The organism is Streptomyces sp. HUAS YS2 (assembly GCF_033343995.1).
Taxonomy (GTDB): domain Bacteria; phylum Actinomycetota; class Actinomycetes; order Streptomycetales; family Streptomycetaceae; genus Streptomyces; species Streptomyces solicathayae.
Window position 1 is genome coordinate 626,468 of the sequence record NZ_CP137573.1, and the last position, 18,867, is coordinate 645,334.

Sequence of the window (18,867 nt, forward strand, 5' to 3'; positions counted from 1 at the left end):
GAGGGCGGAGGTCAGCCGAGGGCGGCTCGCGCGTCCAGCGCGAGGGCGCCGTCCGGGCGTACAAGCAGCGGGTTGACCTCCAGCTCGGCGATCTCCGGGTGGGCCGCGGCGACCTCGGTGATGCGGGCGATGACAGCAGCGGCGGCCGTCACGTCCACGGCGGGACGGCCGCGCACACCGTCGAGCAGGGCGGCGGTCCGCAGCCCCCGCAGCAGCTTCTCGGCGGAATCGGCGGTCACGGGCGCGAGGGCGAAGGCCACATCGCGCAGGGTCTCGGTGAGCACCCCGCCGAGGCCGACCATCGTCACCGGGCCGAACCGGGGGTCGCGTTGGACGCCGACGATCAGTTCGACACCGTCCGAGAGGTCCGCCATGGCCTCGACCGAGTACGACGGGGCGCCGAGGCGGATGTGCATCTGCCGGTACGCGGCCAGCAGCGCGTCCCGGTCGGCGAGCCGCAGCGCCACCCCGCCGGCGTCGGACTTGTGCAGGACGTGAAGGGCCTTCAGGACGTACGGTCCCTCGAACGAGGCGGCAGCGGCGAGCAGCCCGGCCTCGTCAGTGATCTCCCGGGCCGGTGGGAAGGGCACTCCGGACGCGGCCAGCAGCGCCCGCACACCGTGGTACGAGGGGTCCCCCAGGGGCACCGCGGCCGGCGGAGGCGCGGCCACCCCGGCCGGAGCGCCCGCCGCGCGGCCGGTCAGCGCGGCGAGGGCCCGGGCCGCGTCCTCGGTGGCGTTGAACACCGGGACCCCGGCCTCCGCGAGCGCCCGGCAGCTGGGCGACTCCGGGTACATGGACTGCACGACCAGCGGCTTCGGTGTTGCGGCGAGGTGCACGGCAATCTCCTTCGCGGCCCGTTGCTCGCCTTCGGCGAGGACCGAGCCGCCGACCGGCCCGCCGCCCAGGCCGCCTTCGGAGGCGGCGTACCCGCCGAAGTAGCCCGTCATCAGGACGGCGTCAACCTCGTCGGCGGCCAGCAGCTCGCGGACGGTGTCGGCGTACGAGAGGGGGCGCTGCTCCCCCATGCCGGCGAGGTCGACCGGGTTGCGGACGGCGGACTGCTCCCACAGCACGCTCCGCAGGCGGTCCTGGACCGGGGCGCCGAGCTCGGGTACGTCGAGCCCGGCGTCCTCGGCGGCGTCCGCGGCGACCGCGCCGTGGCCGCCGCCGTCCGTGAGGACCGCGGTCCGCCTGCCGGTCGTGCGCCGCCCACCGGCCAGGGCGGCGAGCACCACGGTCATCTCCCGTGGGGTGCGGACGAGTTCGACACCCGCGTCGCGGCAGGCCGCCGCCACGACGTCGGCCGAGGTGGTCAGTGCCCCCGTGTGCGACCGGGCGCTGCGGGCCGAGGCGGTGCCGCGGCCGGCGGTGAGGAGGACCACGGGCTTGCCGGCCTCGGCGGCGGCGCGGGCGAAGGCCCGGCCGTCGCCGAAGTCCTCGGCGTACACGGCGATCACGGAGGTGGGCTCATGGCGGGCGCAGTCCTCGACGAGGTCGACGAGGGTGACGTCGGCCTGGTTGCCGAGCGAGACGAAACGGGAGAAGCCGAGGCCGTGCGGGGCGCCGCGCAGCTGGAGTTCGAGGGCCAGGTTGCCGCTCTGACTGAGCAGGGCGACACCACCGGGCGCGAACCGGTCCGAGGCCAGGTACAGCTCGGTGGTGTTGTCCGCGATCCCCAGGCAGTTGGGGCCGACGAGCACGGCTCCGGCGGCCCGGACCCGCTCGGCGACGGCCCGTTGGCGGGCGAGTCCGGCAGGGCCGGCCTCGGCGAAGCCGGCGGTGATGGCGACGATCGCCTTCACCCCGCAGGCGAGGGCGTCGTCGACGGCCGCCTCGAAGCCGTTGCCCGGTACGGAGATCACCACCAGGTCGACCGGCTCGCCGATCTCTCCGAGGGAGGTGACCGCCGTCCTGCCGAGTACGGTGCCGCCGCGCCGGTTCACCAGGTGGACGGGCCGCCGGTCGGGCGCGCGGAGTGCCTGGGCGGCCACCGCGTGGCCGTACTTCGCCGGGTCGTCACTGGCGCCGACGACGGCGACGGATCCGGGGGCGAAGAGCGACGTCAGATCACGCGTCATCTCATCCCTCCACGCGCAGGGCGGAGTTGGGGCAGCTCTCCACGCAGGCGCGGGCCCGGTGCTCGGCAGCGGGCGGCACGTCGCGAACGACGACCGTCGCGTAGCCCCACTCGTCGAGCTCGACGAGCTCGGGGGTGTTCTCCTGGCAGAGGCCGTAGCCGTTGCACAGCGTGGCGTCCAGCAGCAGTTTCATGACGTTCCTTCCCGTACTGCGGCCATGGGCTCGGCGGATGTGGTCGTGGCGGGCGTGGTCGGGCCGGATCCGGTCGGCGCGGGTGCTCCCACGGCCGGCACCGGCACGCTCAGGCGGGTCGGGCGGTGCGGGCTCCGCCCGGGGGCGTCGGCGCGGCATACCGGGCAGGGCCCGTCGAGATGGGCCTGGACATGTTCCGGGAACACGCGCAGCAGGCTTCCGGCGAGGCCGGCGGCGGCGTCAAGGAGCCCGCACGCACCTCGCCCGGGCAGTCCCCCCGCCCATCGGTGCAGCCGCTCGGCAGTGTCGGGTCGGGCGGATCCGGAGGCGAGGCGCTCCAGAGCGTCGCTGATCGCGGCCGAGCCCGACACGCAGACGCCACACTGCCGTGCGCTCTCGGCCGCGAGGTGACCGACCGCATCGGCGGCGGCGCCCACCGGACAGACTTCGGCGGTGAGGAGGCGGATCGCTCCGCAGCCGAGCGCCGTGCCCGCGGCAGCGAGTGCGCCGGGTTCGAGGGGCAGGTCCAGGGCGCGGGCGTCGACGAGCCCGCCGAAGAGACCGCCCATCAGGGCGCCGGCCGGGGCCGGGGTGCCGTGGGCGGCGGCAAGGGTGCCGAGGGGAACCCCGTACGGCACCTCGGTGAGCACAGGTGCGACGCTCCCGCCCGAGAGGGTGACCAGGGTGGAGCGCGCGATCGGCTCGCGCAGGTCGGGCCGGGCGGCGACGAGCGCGATCCGGGCGAGGGTCTCGACGTTGGCGACCAGGGTCGGTGCACCCCGGACTCCCCGCTCGAAGGGGCGGGGCGGTTTGGCGGTCGGCAGGGCCGGACCGCCGTCGATCCGGCGGACGACCGCGGTCTCCTCGCCGGCGACATAGGCGGCGGCGGTCTCGACGACCTCGACGGGCAGCGACGGTACGCGTTCGGCGAGGGCCCGGCGGACGCGGCGGGCCGCCTCCGGGTCGGAGAGGTAGACGTAGCCGTGTTCGGCGCCGGTGACCGCGGCGGCGTGGACGAGACCGTCGAGCACCAGGTGCGGGCGGGCCCGCAGCAGCCAGCGGTCCTTGACCGAACCGGGCTCGCCCTCTTCCCCGTTGGCCACCACGACCGGGGCGCCGGCACCTGCGGTGCGCTCGCCGCGCGTCCCACGCCCCCGGCCACGTCGCCCGTGCTCTCGGACGGTGCGGAGTTTGACGGCGGCCGGGAATCCGGCGCCGCCGCGGCCGCTCAGGCCGCAGGCGTCGAGGTGGTGCAGCAGCTCGTCGGGGGCGATGGCGGCGGCGTAGCCACCGGTGGCCTCGTAGGCCTCGGCGTTCTCCGTCGTGTACGGCGTCGCGCCCAGCACGGAACCCGGCACGGGGGCGGTCGGGTAGCGGATGGTGGTCGGGGGGCGGCTCGTGGTCGAGGGGAGGCTCGTGGTCGAGGGGAGGCTGGAGGTCGAGGGGAGGCTGGAGGTCATCTGCCGTCTCCTGTACGGGCGGTGGGGGCGGGTCCGGCGGCACGGGACCGGGTGCGCAGGAGTCGCAGTGCGCTTTCGAGCGCGGCGCGGTCCCCTGCGGTTCGGCCGTATCCCGCTCCGGGCAGGCCGATGAGCATGCTGTGGTGGTCGAGGATCACTTCGGCGGCGAGCAGCGCGGCCGCGGCCGAGGCGTCCGTGTCCGCGTCGGCGTCCGCGTGGCCGTCCTTGCCGCCCTGCTCGTCGAGCCGGAGGGCCACGGCGGTCACCAGCGCGGTGGCTTCGGCGAGGTAGCGCAACCAGCTGTGTCGACTGCCCCGCAGGACCAGGCGTTCCACCCGGTGCCGCTCGGCGGCCGTGAGTTCGGCCCGGCCCGGCGGCGGGTGGTACGCCGTGCCGAGGGAGGCACGTAGCGCGGCGACGGCTGCGGGCAGCTCCCGCTCCGGCTCGGGGGTGAGCCCGAGCCAGTCCAGATGCCGACGACCACTCATGCGTGCCTCCGGGAGGGAAGGGGGTGCGGGTGCCGGGACGTCCGCGGTCTCCGCCGAGTGAGGAAAGCGAGGGAGGTGCGTGCCGGGGCGGGTGCCAGGGCACGCCGGGCTGCTTCCGGCGCAAGGGCCGTGGGCCGCACCCACCGGGGTGACGAGCAAATGCGCAGGTCAGAGGCGGTGTGGCGGCAGAGCAGCGACATAAAGACGTTTGCTGACCGATCAGTCAGGCAATAACCAAGCTAGCTGACCGATCGGTCAGCGTACAAGTCTTGACCCGGCGGATTTCAGCCACCACGCTGGCTGTCCAATCGGTCAGCCCGATCCCGGCGCCCGCCCCGACGCGCTGCCCGCATCCGGTTCGCACGACATCGAAGCCCGACACCGATCGCCGCCCCGCGGCACGAGGAGTCACCGATGCACCCCAGAGCCCCCGCACCCGGCGCACTCACGGCGACCGGTGCACCCACCGGACCCGACACCGCCGCCCACGACCTCCCCGCTCCCGCGCTGCCGGCCCGGCACTACACCGATCCCGCCGTCGCCGCCGCCGAGACCCGTCAGGTCTTCGCCAGGTCCTGGCAGCTCGTGTGTCACGAGTCCGACCTGCCCGGCCCCGGGGCCCGGCTCGCCGCCACCGTCGCCGACCGGGAGGTGCTGGTCGTCCGCACCGAGGACGGCGGCCTCGCCGCCCACCTCAACGTCTGCCGCCATCGCGGAACGCGCCTGGTCACCGCCCCCGAACCGGCCGGCAAGGCGATCCGCTGCCCGTACCACGGCTGGACCTACCGCCTCGACGGCAGCCTGGTCGGCGCGCCCGAGGCCCGGCAGATCCCCTGCCTCGACAAGCCCCGCCTCGGCCTGTTCCCGGCCCGGGTCGAATCCTTCCTCGGCTTCGTCTTCGTCAACCTCGACCCCGGAGCCGTTCCACTCGCCGAGAGCTGCGCAGGGCTCGCCGAGGCCGTCGGCCGCTACACGGGGGCGGACCTGGTGCCGGTCGGCCGGGACCGGATCCACGACCTGGCCCGCGCCGAGGTCCAGGAGGCCAACTGGAAGGTCGCGGTCGACAACTACCTGGAGGGGTACCACGTACCCGTCGCCCACCCCGGACTGATGCGCCTGCTCGACTACCAGGGCTACGGCTGCGAGATCCACGACTCCTACGTCCTGTTCACCTCGCCGCTGCGCGAAAAGCCGTCCTCCAACTGGGCCGAGCGGCTGTACCAGCGCCTCGCCGCGCCCATGCCCGGCCTCACCGAGGCAGACCGCAGGGTCTGGCGGTACGCCGTGATCTACCCCAACACCCTCATCGACTTCTACCCCGACCACGTGCTCGCGTGGACCGCCGTGCCGACCGCGGTCGACCGGGTGGCCGTTCCCGGCGCCTTCTACACACGCCGCGGCACCGGGCTGCGCACCCGCCTCGCCCGGCGCCTGAACATGCACATCGGGTGGATCACCAACGACGAGGACGCCGAGCTGGTCGCTCGTGTCCAACGCGGTCTGTCCACGCCGGGGTTCGAACCCGGACCGCTGTCCCGGCGGGAGCTCGCGGTCGGCTGGTTCGCCGACCGCATCCGCGCCGACCTGGCTTCGGACCTCGCCGCCGGCACGGACACCGCACCGGACCCCGACCCGCCGGGCCAGTGAGCGATACGACCGCACCCCCGTACCCGCACTGCCGCTCCGCCGCACCGCCGCACCGCTGACCGCCCACCCGCCGTCCCCCAGCGGCCCCTACGGAGAGGACCCCATGTCCCCCGAGGCACCTTCCCTGTCCCGCCGCTCGCTGCTCCGTGCCGGCGCCACCGCCGCCCTCGGTCTGACGGCAGCCGGCTGCGGATTCTCCTCCGCCCCCGACGCCGCCGGCCAGGCGGCCTCCGAGTCCCCCATCGACGTCGAAGTCGACGGCGACCTCGTGTACTTCAACTGGGCCGACTTCGTCGACCCGGCGGTGTTCGCGGGCTTCTCCAAGGAGTACGGGGTGAAAGTCGTCCAGTCGAACTACGACTCCATGGAAGGCATGGCCGCCAAACTCAACGCCGGCAACCGCTACGACATCATCTTCCCCACGGCGAAGTGGGCCGAGCGCCTCTCCCGAGGGGGCCGGCTGCGCCGCATCGACCACGGGCGACTGAGGAACGCCGAGGCCGTGTTCGGCGCGTACGACTACTTCGCCGACCCCTGGTACGACCCCCGCTCCGCTCACACCGTCCCCTTCACCATGTACAAGACCGGCATCGGTTGGCGCAGGGACCGACTCGGCGACCTCACCGGCTCCTGGGACGACCTGTGGAACGACCACGCCAAGGGCAAGGTCTTCGTCCTCGACGACCGCGACGAGGTGCTGGCCATCGGCGCGCTCAAGCACGGCCTGCCCCTCACCACCGAGAAGCCCGGCGACCTCGACCGCGTCACCGACAGCCTGCGCACCCTGCGTCCCCGGCTGCGCGGCTTCTCCAGCGACAGCTACAACAACCTGCTCAACGGAAACGCCGACATGACCCAGGCGTGGAGCGGGGACATGGCCGCGATGCTCGCCCAGGCGAAGGACCCGTCCGTCTTCGGCTTCGAGACCGCCCGCGAGGGGGCCCCGGTCAACTCCGACTGCTACGCCATCCCCGTCGACGCGCCGCACCCCGGCACCGCCATGCTCTTCATCGACTACATGCTCCGGCCCGAGAACGTGAAGCGGAACATCGAGTACATCGGCTACCCGATGCCGGTACGCGGCACGGAGGACACCTACGCCGCGCTCGTGGAGCCCTTCCCCCAGTGCCAGGTGACCGCGGCCGACCTCAGGGACGACCTGTTCTTCCGCAACGGCACCGCGGCGGGCGAGAAGGCCCGCGACGCCGCCTGGACCGACGTGAAGGCGGGCTGACATGGCCGATGCCGTCCGTACCTCACGTACCGTCAGAAAGCCTGCCCAGGAACGTCTGTGGACCTGGCTGATGCTGCCCGGCACGCTCTGGATGACCGTCTTCCTGGTCGCGTCCCTGATCCTGGTGGCCACCCTCGCCTTCGGCACCACGGACCCGCTCGGCAACCCGCGCTTCGGTTTCGTCCTCGACAACATCACCGCTCTGGCAGACCCCGCGTACCGCACGGTCCTGCTGCGTTCGCTGGGCTATGCCCTGGTCACCTGCGCCGTCTGCCTCCTGATCGCCTATCCCGTCGCCTACGCCATCGCGACCAGCGGTGGCCGGCACAAGAACCTGCTGATCGCGGCGATCGTCGTCCCGTTCTTCGCCAACTACCTGGTGCGGATGTACGGCTGGTCCGTCGTCCTGTCCGACGACGGACCACTGCTCGGGGCGCTGCGCGCGATCGGACTCGCCGACGGGGGGACCCGGATCCTGCAGACCGGCGCGGGCGTCGTCGCCGGTCTCGTCTACGGCTTCGTCGTCTTCATGATCATCCCGCTGTACGCGGCGATGGAACGCATGGACACCTCGCTCATCGAGGCCGGCCGCGACCTGTACGCCGGTCCACTGCGGACGTTCCTGTTCGTCACCGTCCCGGCCACCCGGCAGGGCGCGGCCGCCGGCTGTGTCCTCGTCCTGCTGCCCGCCATGGGCGACTTCGTCAGTGCCCAGCTCATGGGAGGCCCTGACCAGATCATGATCGGCAACCTGATCCAGGACAAGTTCTTCCAGGGCCAGAACTGGCCGCTCGGCTCCGCCCTCACCATGCTGCTGATGGCTGTCCTCTTCCTCGGCATGCTCGGCTACCTGCGGCGCACCCGCAAGGACGAGGCGGAGGCGGTCCGATGAGGGCCGCCCGTGGGCGCCGCCGCGGCGCCGAACGGCGTCCCCGGTTCGCCATCGCGGTCACTGCCGTCTTCTTCGCGCTGCTCTACGTCCCCATCGGCGTCGTCGTCCTGTTCTCCTTCAACTCGCAGAAGTCCCTGACCGTCTTCGACGACGTCAGCCTGCGCTGGTACGGGGTATTCCTCCGCGACGACGTGCTGCTGAACTCGCTCGGCATGAGCCTGCGGGTCTCCCTCGTCGCCATGGCCGGCTCGGTGGTGCTGGGCGTCGCCCTCGCGCTCGGCCTGGTACGCGGCCGCAACCGGCTCGGCTCCTTCGCCGGACTGGTGATGCTCGTACCGCTCATCACCCCGGAGATCGTCACCGGCGTCGCCGCGATGCTCCTGTTCAAGGGCCTCGGCATCGCCCTGTCCACGACGACGGTGATGCTCGCCGAGATCACCTTCTCCATCTCCTACGTGACGGTGATCCTGCGCTCCCGCGTCGCCGCCCTGAACCCGGAGATCGAGGAGGCGGCGATGGACCTCGGGGCCACCCGCCGGCAGGCCGTACGACTGGTGACGCTGCCCGCGCTGCTCCCCAGCATCCTCGCCTCCGCCGTCCTCGTCTTCGCCCTGGTCTTCGACGACTTCGTCCTCGCCTACTTCACCACCGGCGTCGATCCGCAGCCCCTCTCGGTCCGGATCTATTCGGCGATCCGGTTCGGCGTCCAGCCCACCATCAACGCCGTCGGCACGTTGATGCTGGCCGGCTCCGTCGCACTCATCGCCCTCGCCCTCGCCATCCCGCGCCTGTTCGGCCGGCGCGGCGGCCTCGACCTGCTTTCTGGGAAGTGAACGCCATGACCTCGCAACCCACGCCGCCCGCCGTCCGGCTCGACCGGGTCGGCAAGCGGTACCCCGGCGGCGCCGGGAGCTCCGGCGGTTCCGCCTCCTACGCCGTCCACGACATCGGTCTCGACATAGCCCCCGGCGAGTTCTTCTCTCTGCTCGGCCCCTCCGGCTGCGGCAAGACCACCCTGCTGCGCATGATCGGCGGCTTCACCGACCCCACCGAGGGCAGCGTCCTGCTCGACGGGGAGGACGTGACCGGCCTCCCTCCCCATCGGCGCAACGTCAACACCGTCTTCCAGAGCTACGCACTCTTCGACCACCTGTCCCTCGCCGACAACGTGGCCTTCGGCCTCAAGCGCAAGGGCGTCGCCCGCCCCGAGATCCGCCGCCGGGTCGCCGAGATGCTCGACCTCGTGCAGCTCGGCGACCTGGCGGGCCGCAGGCCGCCCACCCTCTCCGGCGGCCAGCGCCAGCGCGTCGCCCTCGCCCGCGCGCTGGTCAACCGTCCGCAGGTGCTGCTGCTCGACGAGCCGCTGGCGGCTCTCGATCTGAAGCTCCGGCGCCGGATGCAGGTCGAGCTCAAGCAGATCCAGCGCGAGGTGGGCATCACCTTTCTGTTCGTCACCCACGACCAGGACGAAGCCCTGACCATGTCGGACCGCCTCGCCGTCATGAACGCGGGCCGCATCGAACAGTGCGGGACTCCGGAGGACGTGTACGAGCGTCCCACCAGCGGCTTCACCGCCTCGTTCCTCGGGACCTCCAACCTGGTCCCCGGCACCTACCGCGCCGGACGGGTGCTGCTCGACCAGGGCCCGGCGCTCCGCGTCGGCGACCGCCCCGGCATGACCGACGGCTGCCGGGTCAGCCTCTCGCTGCGCCCCGAGAAGATCTGGCTGTCCGACTTCGAGCCCGGCATGGCCCGGGTCACCGGTGTCGTCCGGGAGACCGTCTACTCCGGCCCCACCACCACGTACCTCATCGAACTGGCCCCCGGCGTCACCGTGCACGTCCTGGAGCAGAACACCGCCCGCTCCCGCATGGAGGACCGCTGGAGCGGGGGCGAGGAGGTCGAGCTCGGCTGGCGGCCCGAGCACTGCCTGGTCCTGGACTGACGACGGCCCCACCGGAGGAACACCCATGAACCACGATGTCATCGTGCTCGGCGCCGGACTCGCGGGACTCGCCGCCGCCCGTGACCTGGCCGCGGGCGGAGCCGACGTCCTCGTCGTCGAGGCCCGCGACCGGGTCGGCGGCCGCGTCGAGCAGACCGCGCTGCCCGACGGCCGCCTCGTCCAGCTCGGCGGGGAGGTCGTCGGCTCGGCGCACACCGCGTACACGGCCCTCGTCGCCGAACTCGGCCTCTCCCTCGTCCCCAGCTACGTCGCCGAACCCGGCGCGCTCGCCCGCGCCACGCCCGAAGGCGTCAGCGCCGGCGACCCGCCGCACTGGTTCGGCCCCGGCGACGACGCCTCCCATCGGAAGATCACCGCCGCCTTCGCCGCACTCGCCGCGACCGTCGACCCCGACGACCCCTGGTCCCACCCGCAGGCCACCGCCCTGGACCGGCTGTCCGTGGCCGGCTGGCTGCGCGACGAGGGGGCGAGCCCCGCCGTCGTGCGGCTCTGGGAGATCGGCCAGCTCGCGCTCGCCGACGGCTCGTACGAACGCACCTCGCTGCTCGCCGCGCTCCGCAAGCATGCCGCCGTCCCCGGCGTCGGCCACTACGAGTACGAAGCCTGGGAGGGCCTGCGGGTGGCCGAGGGCTCGGCGACCGTGGCCCTGCGGATGGCCGCCGGGCTCGACGGCAGAATCCGTACCGGCGCGCCCGTCGAGGCGCTCGTCGTCCGCCGCTCCGGCGACTGCTCGGTGCGCCTCGCGGGCGGCGAGACCCTCACGGCGGCCGCCGTCGTCAGCGCCCTGCCCGCCGGCCCGCTGCGCTCGCTCGCCGTCACCGGCGTCGGCGAGGAGCTCCTGACCTCGCTGCACCACCAACGGCACGCCCTCGCCGCGAAGTTCGTCGCCGCCTACGACCGCCCGTTCTGGCGCGACCGCGGGCTCAGCGGTCTGTCCGAGTGCGAAGGGGTGCTGGGCAGCACCTGGCCGCAGAACGAGGGCGTCCTGTCCGCCCTGATCCCGCCCGAGCGATACGGCGTCCTGCTCGGCACCCCCGCCCACCTGCGCACCCGCGAACTCCTCGCCGAGATCGCCCGGCTGTACGGCGACCAGGCCCACCGGCCACGCGCCGCGCACCTGCGCCTGTGGGGCACCGACCCCTGGACCCAGGGGTACGTCACGCAGTGGGCTCCGGGCGACGTCATGGCCGTCGGTCCCCGTCACGGCACCCATGAACCGCCGTTCTACGTCTGCGGATCCGACCAGTGGGTGGCCGGCTACATGGAGGGCGCCGTCCGCACCGGGCGGGGCGCCGCGAAGGAGGCCCTGCGCCGTGGCTGACAGCCTGCTGAACCACATCGGCGGCGAGGACCGAGCCGCCGCCACGGGCGCGACCACCGAGCTGGTCAACCCCGCCACCGGGCGCGTGCACGGCCGCGCCCCACGCTCCGGCCGCGCCGACACCGACGCCGCCTGCGCGGCCGCCGCGGCCGCGTACGGGCCCTGGTCCGCCACCACCCCGGCCGACCGGCAGCGGGCCCTGCTCGCCGTCGCCGACGCCGTCGTGGCGCACGCGGACGAGCTGACCGCCGCGGAGACCGCCGACACCGGGAAGCCGTCAGCACAGTTCCGGGCGGAGGAACTCCCGGCTATCGCCGACGTCTTCCGCTTCTTCGCCGGTGCTGCCCGCACCCTCCCGGGCGCGGCCGCGGCCGAGTACGCCGAGGGCCGCACCTCCCTGCTGCGCCGCGAACCGGTCGGCGTCTGCGCCCAGATCACGCCGTGGAACTACCCCCTGATGATGGCCGCGTGGAAGATCGCGCCGGCCCTGGCCGCCGGCAACACCACCGTTCTCAAACCCGCCGACACCACCCCCTCCTCGTCGGTACTGCTCGCCCGGATCGCGGCCCCCCACCTGCCCCCGGGCGTGCTGAACGTCGTCTGCGGCGACCGCGACACCGGCCGCGCCCTCACCGCCCACCCCGCCGTCGCCCTGATCGCGCTCACCGGCAGCGTCCGTGCCGGCCAGGAGATCGCCGCCGCGGCCGCGGCAGGCCTGAAGCGGGCCCATCTCGAACTGGGGGGCAACGCGCCTGTGATCGTCCACGAGGACGTCGACGTCCCCGCCACCGCCGCCGCCCTGGCCCGGGTCGCCTTCTACAACGCGGGCCAGGACTGCACCGCCCCCACCCGCTTCCTGGTCCACGCCCGCATTCACGACGCCTTCGTGGACGCCCTTGCCGGCGCCGCCCGCGCACTGCGCCCCGGCACCGACCTCGGCCCGCTCAACAACGCGGCCCAGCTCGCCTCGGTCCGCGACCTGCTCGACCGGCTGCCCGGCCACGCCCGGATCGTGGCCGGCGGCACACGGCCCGCGCGGCCCGGCTTCTTCCACTCCCCCACCGTCGTCGCAGGGGTACGCCAGGACGACGAGATCGTCCAGGAGGAGATCTTCGGACCCGTCGTGACCGTGCAGCCTTTCACCGACGAGTCCGAAGCGCTGCGGCTCGCCGACGACGTCCGCTTCGGACTCGCCGCGAGCGTGTGGACCACGGACCACGACCGGGCGATGCGGGCGACCAGGGCCCTGCACACCGGGATCGTGTGGGTGAACACCCACGGCACCACGGTCTCCGAAATGCCACACGGTGGAGTCAAACATTCCGGCTACGGCAGCGACCTGTCCCTCTCCGGCCTCCTCGACTACACCCGGCCCAAGCACGTGATGCTCTGAGCCGCGGCCGGCCCGGGCGCGGCCCCGAAAACCGCGTCGCTGACCGGTGGCCACCGACGCCTCGACATGCGCTTCACCGCACGCGGGTGAACCATGGAAAGAGGTCGTGCGTGCGGCAGCCGCAGACGGGGGGAAGTCAAGGCAGCTGTTCCGGCTCCGACTTCCAGAGGTGGCGAGCGTGGACGTCTTCGATGCCGTCGTCGTGGGGTCGGGCTTCGGCGGGTCCGTGACGGCGTATCGCCTGGCCGAGGCCGGCCTCCGCGTATGCGTCCTCGAACGGGGGAAGCCGTTCCCGCCCGGGTCCTTTCCCCGCAGCCCCCACGAGACTGCCAAGAACTTCTGGGACCCGGATTCCCGGTTGTACGGCATGTACGACATGTGGAGCTTCTCGGGGATGGACGCGCTCGTGTCCAGCGGGCTGGGCGGCGGGTCGCTGATCTACGCGAACGTGCTGATCCGCAAGCCGGAGAGCTGGTTCGTGCACGAGTCGTTCGACGGCGGCTACGAGAACTGGCCCGTGACCCGTGAGGACCTCGATCCGCACTACCAGTCCGTCGAGACCATGCTGGGCGCGCGGAGGTACCCCTTCGACGTGGAGCCCTACCGGAGCACGCCCAAGACCCTCGCCATGCGCCAGGCGGCCGAGCGGCTGGGTCTTCCGTGGGAACTTCCGCTGCTGGCCGTCTCCTTCGGAGAACCTCCGGTGCCCGGCGCCGCCCTCGACGACGGCGCGGACAATCTTCACCACAGCCCGCGCTACGCGTGCAGGCTCGTCGGCGAATGCGACCTGGGATGCAACTTCGGCAGCAAGAACAGTCTGGACTTCACCTACCTCAGCGCCGCGGACCGGCTCGGGGCGGACATCCGAACCCTCTGCGAGGTCCGCTCGTTCGAACCGGTGCACGAGGGCTTCCAGGTCTCGTACATCGAGCACCGCGCCGCCGGGGACGAGGATCCGTCGGCTCCTCCCGTACGGCGGACCGTCAGGGCGAGGCGGCTGGTCCTCTCCGCCGGCACGCTCGGCACGACCTATCTGCTGTTGCGGAACCGCAGTGCCCTCCCCGCGCTCAGCCCGGCGCTGGGTACCCGTTTCTCCGGGAACGGAGACTTCCTCGGACTGGTGTTCAAGGCCAGGGAGAGGCGTCAGGACCGGCCCGGGGAGCCGGTGCCGCGCCTGATGGAGCCGAGTCTCGGGCCGGTCATCACGAGTGCGATGCGGGTGGACCGCAGGGGAAGCGGCGCGAGGGACCGGGGGTTCTACATCGAGGACGCCGGCTACCCGGAATTCCTCAACTGGCTCGTCGAGCACAACGTCCTCACCATGTCCAACAGGGTCGCGAGGTTCCTGCTGCGCCGGGGGTGGTCGCAGCTGACGGGTACCGCGCGCAGCCGTGTGGGACGACAGCTCGGTGACGCCATGGGCAAGGGGCTGTTCACCGCGACGACCCTGCCGCTGCTCGGCATGGGCAGGGACGTCCCCAACGGCCGGATGTTCCTCCGGGACGGGAATCTCGACCTCGACTGGAAACTGACCGCGTCCGACCAGTACTTCGACCAGATGAACGAGACCATGGAGCGGGTGTCCCGCAGTCTCGGCGGACGCTACGCCGCGAATCCCCTGTGGTTGCTCAACCGCCTCATCACCGTGCATCCCGTGGGCGGCGCGCCGATGGGCGACACCGCTCGGGACGGCGTGGTGGACTCCTTCGGCCGCGTGTACGGCTGCCCGGGACTGTCGATCGCCGACGGCTCGGTGCTGCCCGGACCCGTCGGCCCGAACCCCTCGCTCACCATCGCGGCGCTGGCCGACCGATCGGCCACCCGCATCATCGAGGACCACCGGCAGAACTCTGAGGGCCCCTCATGACGACCGGACAGAGCACCACGCCCCGCAGCGGATCCCCGCGCAGATCTCTCCTCCTCGCCGGCGGCGGGCTGAAGGTGGCCTACCAGGCCGGCGCCCTCCAGGTCCTGCTCGACGAGGCCCGGTTGACGTTCGACCACGCCGACGGCGCCAGTGGAGGCGTGTTCAACCTGGCGATGTACTGCCAGGGGATGTCAGGGCGCGAGATCGCCGACAACTGGCGCACGCTCTCGCCGCTGAAAGGCGTCACCCCGAACTGGCGCGAGCTGCCGAAGGGGCCCTACGCCCGGTCCCTCTTCACCCTGGACGGCTACCGGCGTCACGTCTTCCCGGACTGGGGGCTGGACTGGGAGCGGATCCGGGCCACCGACCGTGAAGCCACCTTCAACCTCTACAACTTCAGCGCCAACGAACTGGAGCCGGTGACCGCCGACCGCATGGACGAGGACCGGTTCTGCGCCGGGGTGGCGCTGCCCATGTGGTTCCCTCCGGTCGTCATCGACGGGGAAACGTACATCGACCCGGTCTATCTGACCGACGCGAACGTCGAGGAGGCGATCCGGCGGGGCTGCGACGAACTGTGGATCGTCTGGACGGTCAGCCGAAGGCACCGCTGGCGCAACGGCTTCGTGGCCAACTACTTCCACATCATCGAGACGACGGCCAACGGCCGGCTGCAGCACTGGCTCCGCCGGATCGAGGCCAGCAACGCCGCCATCCGCAACGGGGAGGAGGGAGAGTTCGGGCGCCCGATCGAGGTCCGGCTGCTGAGCGGCGAGGTCCCCCTGAACTACCTCATCAACTTCAGCCGGGACCGTTTCGCCCAGGCCGTGGAACTCGGAGTCCAGCATGCGCGCCGCTGGTGCACGGACCAGGGGATCCCCTGGAAGCCCGGTGAACCTCAGGACGGCCCTGACGACCCGACCCGCCTGCGCTTCACCGAACGCATGGTCGGCCGTGTCGTCTTCGGGGAGGACGACCCCCGGAAGGCGGCCTCGTCGACGGGCGGCGCCGCCGCGGACATCGCCCTGCACGTGACCGTCGACGTCCGGGGAATGGACCGCTTCCTCTCCGGCCCGGAGCACGAGGCCGAGCTGCGCGGAGAGATCCTCTGCCAGGAGCTGGGCGGGCGCCTTCCGGTCGAGCGCGGAACCTTCCAGCTGTTCGTGGAGCACTCCGACCCGCAGCACCTGCGGATGCGTTACCGCCTGTTCTTCAGCGACCGGGCCGAACACCCGCTCACCCTCAGCGGGTACAAGGACGTCAGCGAGGACTCCCGTCGAGGGATCTGGAAGGACACGTCCGTCCTCTACACGAGGATCCTCCGTGGTCACGTCGACGCCGACGAGGAGTCCGGAGCCGAGTCGGTGGCCGCGGGAACGGTTCACATCCGCCCCACCGACTTCCTGAAGCAACTCACCACCTTCCGGGTCGAGGCGCCGACGCTGCCCGGCAGGGTGAGCACCCTGGGACGGTTCGGGCAGTTCTTCCTCGGCAAGCTGTGGGACGTGTACGCGCAGAACGTCATGCCCTGGTCCCCGCTGTGACGGAGGAGGGCCCGACATGGACTTCCATGAGTTGCGCAGACATGCGGACGAGCTCCGGTTCACTCCTCAGGAGCCGGTGCGCTGGCTCGCGCCGAAGGAGCTGGCGCGTACGGCGGTCAAGGTCTGCCTGGCCGCCGTCTTCGCCGACTACTCGGACAAGCGAGAGATCCAGGGCGCGCTGGAGGCCGGTCTCCTGCGGGCGCCGTTGGCCGATCCCGGCGCCGAGGAGATCTGGATCGACTTCGTCGCGGACCTCGGCGACGGATTCGAGGCGACTGCCTCGGTCGCCTCCGCCCTGGCCGCGGACGGGCTCGCCGTCGGCGGACCCGGCTCGCTCCCCCGTGGCTCGCTGCTCGTGCTCGGCGGGGACCAGGTGTACCCGGTGGCGTCGGCGACCGCGTACGAGGACCGGATGAAGGGGCCCTACCGCGCGGCGCTCCCGTCGGCGACGGACGAGCCGCTCATGGTCGCGCTGCCGGGCAACCACGACTGGTACGACGGACTCACCGCGTTCCTGCGGTTGTTCGCCCAGGAAAGCGTGATCGGTGGCTGGCAGACCCGGCAGACCCGGAGCTACTTCGCCGTGCAACTGCCGCAGCGCTGGTGGCTCGTCGGCCTCGACAGCCAGCTCGGCTCCTACTTCGACGATCCGCAGCGGCGCTACTTCGAGACCCATCTCTCGCCGCGGCTGCGTCCGGGCGACAGCGTGATCGTCTGCACGGCCGAACCCACCTGGGTGAAGAGCGACGAGAGGCCCGACGCCTTCAACTCCCTGCACTGGTTCGACCGCAACATCGTACGGTTCCGCTACGACCGCACGACCGGGACGCACGAGGAGACGGGCGCCTCGATCCGGTTGTGGCTGACCGGCGACAAGCACCACTACGCCCGCTACGCGGAGCGGCTGCCCGACGACGAGGCGCTCGGGGCCGACGAGGCCCTGCCTCCGGATCCCCGGCGGCGCCAGATGGTGACATGCGGCCTGGGCGGAGCGTACCTGTCGTCCACCCACGGGCTCCCGAAGGCCCTGCCTCTGCCGCCGGCCACCTCGCGCATGTACAAGAAGGACCAGCCGCCGACGGCGTTCGCCCTCGCCCAGCACACGTACCCGGACGCGGCGGAGTCCCGCTCGCTCTCCCGCGCGATCGCCAAACCCTGGTCGCGGTACTGGCTCCCGCGGCGCAACCCCGGATTCGCCGCCCTGGCCGGGGCGGTCCAGGTGGTGCTCGTCCTGATCACGAGCGGCGCGTTCGCGCTGGCCGAGGGCCGGCACAATCCCGTCGGGGCGCTGCGGAGCGCCGGCGTCGAGGACCTGCTCGGCCTGCTGTGCACGAGTGCCGCCCTCTTCCTCCTGCCCTTCGCGATCGGCTGGTGGACGGGACTGCTGAGCGAACGGCGGCCCAGGGCGCCGTCCGGTCCGGTCGTGGCCGTGCTGTTCCAGGCGGCGGTCGCCGCCGCGGCCCTGGCTGTCACCGTCGCCATCGCCCGGTCGGTCCCGTCCTCCTGGAACGGCTTCGCGCTCCTGGCGATCCTGCTGGTCGTCGCCGCCGTGATGGGCGCTTCCCTCGGCTCCCAGCTCTTCGCCCTGTGGATCCTGTGGACGCACCGGGGCGTGGTCGCCGACTGGCAGATGTCCGGGCAGTCCCTCGACGACCACAAGGGCTTCCTCCGGATGCACCTCGCACGGGACGGCACGCTCACCCTCTACCCGCTGGCACTCGACGGGACCTGCCGGAACTGGAGGTTCGCCGAGGTCACGGACACGGACGGCGTGTGGAAGCGTCCGGTGCCCGAGCGGGCACCGACCGTGCGGCTCATCGAGGAGCCCGTCGTGATCGCGCGGCACGAAGTCCGACCCGTGCGCAAGCCCGGGCCGGACGCGTTCCATCTACCGGCCGAGCCTCAGTGGTCGGTCAGGGTGCGGCCGAGGAGGTGGAGCAGGCGGTCCCAGTGAAGCTGCAGCCCCGCGGGGTCGAAGGCGTCGGTGTCGGACATGGTGAAGCCGTGGACCGTGCCGGGGTAGATCTCGGAGGTGTGATCGACACCCGCGGCGTCCAGGGCCCGGTTGAGCTCACCGAGGGCCTCGGGCGTCATGTCGCCCTCGGCGTGGCCGAAGTGGACCTGGGCGGTGAGCTTGGAGAAGGCGTCGGGCCCGTCGGCGCCCACGGGGCCGTGGAACGCGGCGAGGGCGGCCACCAGGCCGGGATGGGCCACAGCGGTGCGCAGCGCCACGAGGCCTCCGATGCAGTAGCCGGTCACCGCGACCGGTCCGGCGCTGACCTCGGGCTGGGCGGTGAGAAAACTCAGGTAGGCGTCGCCGTCGCGCAGGACCCGGTCGGCAGTGTGCCCTTCGATCAAGGGCATCAGCTGGGCGAAGACCGCGGGCCGGGCCTCTTCTCCGATGTACTCGGGAAGTTCGATCACCGGGGCCGGGCCGTGCCGGTAGAAGAGATTGGGGACGAGCACGTAGTACCCGTGCCCGGCCAGTTCGAGGGCCATCTCCCGCAGTACGGGCCGGATACCGAAGCCGTCCGCGTACATCAACACCCCGGGGTGCCGCTCGCCGCGCTCGGGGAAGGCGGCGAAGGCATCGGCCCGGCCGTCTGGGGTGGGAATCTGCAGCGTCTTGATGGGCATGGGTTCTCCTGTCGTGGTTGATGTGTCGAGCTTGTGATCAACACGACGGAGGCGGAGCCCTCGCAGGGGCGCAGGACCCTCGATCCAACAGCGGGCCCGCACCGGCCCGTTCGGCGCTCAGAGGAGCACCGGGTCACCGATCCG

At 72.3% G+C, this 18,867-nt stretch carries 15 protein-coding genes; 10 read left to right on the forward strand and 5 right to left on the reverse strand.

Translation table 11 applies throughout. The features are described from left to right. Nucleotides 1-11: 11 nt before the first annotated feature. From R2D22_RS03100 to R2D22_RS03115, 4 genes are read right to left on the reverse strand one after another with little or no spacing between them, the layout of a single operon-like run. Complete coding sequence (locus tag R2D22_RS03100) at nt 12-2,081, reverse strand: acetate--CoA ligase family protein (protein WP_318101032.1); 2,070 nt, start codon at nt 2,079-2,081, stop codon at nt 12-14. Between the two features lies 1 nt (nt 2,082). Next, entirely contained in the window at nt 2,083-2,274 is a 192-nt protein-coding gene (locus tag R2D22_RS03105; protein WP_318101033.1) for a ferredoxin, read from the reverse strand. Further along, a complete protein-coding gene (locus R2D22_RS03110) occupies nt 2,271-3,734 on the reverse strand; it encodes an NADH-ubiquinone oxidoreductase-F iron-sulfur binding region domain-containing protein (RefSeq protein WP_318101035.1) in 1,464 nt (487 codons plus the stop codon). The genes R2D22_RS03105 and R2D22_RS03110 overlap by 4 nt, the downstream gene beginning before the upstream one ends. Further along, nucleotides 3,731-4,222 carry a hypothetical protein gene (locus tag R2D22_RS03115; RefSeq protein WP_318101036.1) on the reverse strand — a complete coding sequence of 164 codons (492 nt, stop codon included), beginning with the start codon at nt 4,220-4,222 and terminating at the stop codon, nt 3,731-3,733. Before R2D22_RS03115 ends, R2D22_RS03110 begins: the two co-directional genes overlap by 4 nt. A gap of 414 nt (nt 4,223-4,636) precedes the next feature. On the opposite strand from R2D22_RS03115, the gene R2D22_RS03120 reads away from it, so the two are divergent. From R2D22_RS03120 to R2D22_RS03165, 10 genes are all read left to right on the forward strand, one after another. Beyond that, nucleotides 4,637-5,869, forward strand: coding sequence for an aromatic ring-hydroxylating oxygenase subunit alpha (locus R2D22_RS03120; RefSeq protein ID WP_318101037.1), 1,233 nt, complete (start codon nt 4,637-4,639; stop codon nt 5,867-5,869). Nucleotides 5,870-5,972: 103 nt separating this feature from the next. After that, on the forward strand, nt 5,973-7,103 hold the full coding sequence (locus R2D22_RS03125) for a polyamine ABC transporter substrate-binding protein (protein WP_318101038.1): 1,131 nt from the start codon (nt 5,973-5,975) through the stop codon (nt 7,101-7,103). A gap of 1 nt (nt 7,104) precedes the next feature. Beyond that, nucleotides 7,105-7,995 carry an ABC transporter permease gene (locus R2D22_RS03130; protein WP_318101039.1) on the forward strand — a complete coding sequence of 297 codons (891 nt, stop codon included), beginning with the start codon at nt 7,105-7,107 and terminating at the stop codon, nt 7,993-7,995. Beyond that, entirely contained in the window at nt 7,992-8,828 is an 837-nt protein-coding gene (locus R2D22_RS03135; RefSeq protein ID WP_318101040.1) for an ABC transporter permease, read from the forward strand. The genes R2D22_RS03130 and R2D22_RS03135 overlap by 4 nt, the downstream gene beginning before the upstream one ends. A 5-nt stretch (nt 8,829-8,833) precedes the next feature. Beyond that, nucleotides 8,834-9,940 (forward strand): ABC transporter ATP-binding protein, encoded by a 1,107-nt coding sequence (locus tag R2D22_RS03140; protein ID WP_318101041.1) that lies wholly within the window; start codon nt 8,834-8,836, stop codon nt 9,938-9,940. Nucleotides 9,941-9,965: 25 nt separating this feature from the next. Next, on the forward strand, nt 9,966-11,282 hold the full coding sequence (locus R2D22_RS03145) for a flavin monoamine oxidase family protein (protein ID WP_318101042.1): 1,317 nt from the start codon (nt 9,966-9,968) through the stop codon (nt 11,280-11,282). Beyond that, entirely contained in the window at nt 11,275-12,675 is a 1,401-nt protein-coding gene (locus R2D22_RS03150; protein WP_318101044.1) for an aminobutyraldehyde dehydrogenase, read from the forward strand. The genes R2D22_RS03145 and R2D22_RS03150 overlap by 8 nt, the downstream gene beginning before the upstream one ends. A 178-nt stretch (nt 12,676-12,853) precedes the next feature. Continuing rightward, nucleotides 12,854-14,542, forward strand: a complete 1,689-nt coding sequence (locus tag R2D22_RS03155; protein ID WP_318101046.1) for a GMC family oxidoreductase — start codon at nt 12,854-12,856, stop codon at nt 14,540-14,542. After that, entirely contained in the window at nt 14,539-16,086 is a 1,548-nt protein-coding gene (locus R2D22_RS03160; protein WP_318101047.1) for a patatin-like phospholipase family protein, read from the forward strand. Before R2D22_RS03155 ends, R2D22_RS03160 begins: the two co-directional genes overlap by 4 nt. Nucleotides 16,087-16,102: 16 nt before the next feature. Continuing rightward, nucleotides 16,103-18,040, forward strand: a complete 1,938-nt coding sequence (locus R2D22_RS03165; RefSeq protein WP_318101049.1) for a hypothetical protein — start codon at nt 16,103-16,105, stop codon at nt 18,038-18,040. On the opposite strand, the gene R2D22_RS03170 is transcribed toward R2D22_RS03165, so the two are convergent. Then, a complete protein-coding gene (locus R2D22_RS03170; RefSeq protein WP_318101051.1) occupies nt 17,989-18,723 on the reverse strand; it encodes a dienelactone hydrolase family protein in 735 nt (244 codons plus the stop codon). The genes R2D22_RS03165 and R2D22_RS03170 overlap by 52 nt on opposite strands. Between the last annotated feature and the right edge of the window lie 144 nt (nt 18,724-18,867).

Bases quoted from the DNA above. Each gene is read 5' to 3' on its own strand.
- R2D22_RS03115 (WP_318101036.1), bottom strand. From the start codon at position 4,222: ATGAGTGGTCGTCGGCATCTGGACTGGCTCGGGCTCACCCCCGAGCCG.
- R2D22_RS03165 (WP_318101049.1), top strand. From the start codon at position 16,103: ATGGACTTCCATGAGTTGCGCAGACATGCGGACGAGCTCCGGTTCACT.
- R2D22_RS03110 (WP_318101035.1), bottom strand. From the start codon at position 3,734: ATGACCTCCAGCCTCCCCTCGACCTCCAGCCTCCCCTCGACCACGAGC.
- R2D22_RS03145 (WP_318101042.1), top strand. From the start codon at position 9,966: ATGAACCACGATGTCATCGTGCTCGGCGCCGGACTCGCGGGACTCGCC.
- R2D22_RS03135 (WP_318101040.1), top strand. From the start codon at position 7,992: ATGAGGGCCGCCCGTGGGCGCCGCCGCGGCGCCGAACGGCGTCCCCGG.
- R2D22_RS03100 (WP_318101032.1), bottom strand. From the start codon at position 2,081: ATGACGCGTGATCTGACGTCGCTCTTCGCCCCCGGATCCGTCGCCGTC.
- R2D22_RS03170 (WP_318101051.1), bottom strand. From the start codon at position 18,723: ATGCCCATCAAGACGCTGCAGATTCCCACCCCAGACGGCCGGGCCGAT.
- R2D22_RS03140 (WP_318101041.1), top strand. From the start codon at position 8,834: ATGACCTCGCAACCCACGCCGCCCGCCGTCCGGCTCGACCGGGTCGGC.
- R2D22_RS03105 (WP_318101033.1), bottom strand. From the start codon at position 2,274: ATGAAACTGCTGCTGGACGCCACGCTGTGCAACGGCTACGGCCTCTGC.
- R2D22_RS03125 (WP_318101038.1), top strand. From the start codon at position 5,973: ATGTCCCCCGAGGCACCTTCCCTGTCCCGCCGCTCGCTGCTCCGTGCC.
- R2D22_RS03160 (WP_318101047.1), top strand. From the start codon at position 14,539: ATGACGACCGGACAGAGCACCACGCCCCGCAGCGGATCCCCGCGCAGA.
- R2D22_RS03120 (WP_318101037.1), top strand. From the start codon at position 4,637: ATGCACCCCAGAGCCCCCGCACCCGGCGCACTCACGGCGACCGGTGCA.
- R2D22_RS03130 (WP_318101039.1), top strand. From the start codon at position 7,105: ATGGCCGATGCCGTCCGTACCTCACGTACCGTCAGAAAGCCTGCCCAG.